This is a genomic window from Mycolicibacterium arseniciresistens (assembly GCF_030519285.1).
In the GTDB taxonomy this organism is placed as follows: Bacteria; Actinomycetota; Actinomycetes; order Mycobacteriales; family Mycobacteriaceae; genus Mycobacterium; species Mycobacterium arseniciresistens.
In genome coordinates this window covers 1-1,085 of the sequence record NZ_JAUMSQ010000547.1, presented here as the reverse complement: position 1 = coordinate 1,085, position 1,085 = coordinate 1, and the positions used below count along the sequence as shown (strand labels likewise).

Annotated in this window: 1 protein-coding gene; it reads right to left on the bottom strand. The window is 67.1% G+C overall.

What is annotated here, in order from left to right; translation table 11 throughout:
- Positions 1-6: 6 nt before the first annotated feature.
- Positions 7-801: a TetR/AcrR family transcriptional regulator gene (locus Q2100_RS31395; RefSeq protein ID WP_302917145.1), complete on the bottom strand. Its 795-nt coding sequence runs from the start codon at positions 799-801 to the stop codon at positions 7-9.
- Positions 802-1,085: the final 284 nt, after the last annotated feature.

Here is a 1,085-nt window from a genome sequence, read left to right as displayed (position 1 = left end):
CGTCGCTCAGGCGCGCCGCGTCGGGGCCTTACGGCGCGGTGTCGCCGTCTTGGCGGTGGACTTGGCCGCCTTGCGCGCGGGCCGGCGGCCCTCCTCGATCAGGCGGCCGGCGTTGTCGAGGATGCAGTTCAGCCCGTACTCGAAGTTGGTCTCGTCGGCCACACCGATCCGGTGGCCCTTGGCCGTCAGCTCGGCGATTAGCGGAGTGGTCTCCGGATCGATCGCCGACGGTTCGTCGAAGCTGCCGCTGCCCTCGTGCAGCTCGCGGGTCTTCTGCGAGAGCCGCTCGAGCACCACCGATCCCCGGACGTGCACCGACACCGCCGAGTAGGTGTCGAACGCGTCCTGCGCGGACAGCCCGACCTCGACGAGTTCGGCGATGGCCTTCTCCATCTGCTGAACGCCGAGCCTGCGCACCTTGGGACTCAGCGCGCCGCGGATCAGCACGAGGTCGCAGAGGATGGGACTGGCCAGAAACGTCTTGCGCATGTTGTGGGCGTGGTTGTGCAGAGACTCACGCCAGTTGGTCGCCTCGACATAGGGCGACTCGAACACGATCTGGCGCAGCGCGCGGTCGGTCATCGCGTTGAGCAGGTCGTCCTTCTTGCGGAAGTACCAGTAGATGCTCGTGACACCGACACCCAGATGCTTGCCGAGCAGCGGCATGCTCAGGTTGTCGATCGACACCTGTTCGGCGAGTTCGAAAGCACCGCTGATGATGTCCTCGGGATTGATCGAACCCCGTTCACGTCGCTGACGCTTCTCGGCCGTCGCCTGCTTTGCCACGAGGGGCACCTCCATCACACATCGATGCTGCGCCTGCAGCCCTCGGCACCGGGTCGGTCGACGTGAATCTACCCGTCCCCACCGCCTGAGCTGCGAGTACGCCTGCGTGTCGCCGTCCAAGCGTAACCGTCGACCTTACCGGTCGCCTTCCCGTCGCGCGCCGGCCCGTTGCGGCGCGGCCGGTGCGAGCCTCCCGGGCGGCGCGGGTGAACCTGTTCCAATCTCGCTACCGTAAGTGCTCTAGTAAGGTTTTTGACACAGTGGCCGGCGCGTGCGCCGGGACCGGCCGCCGCGACCGG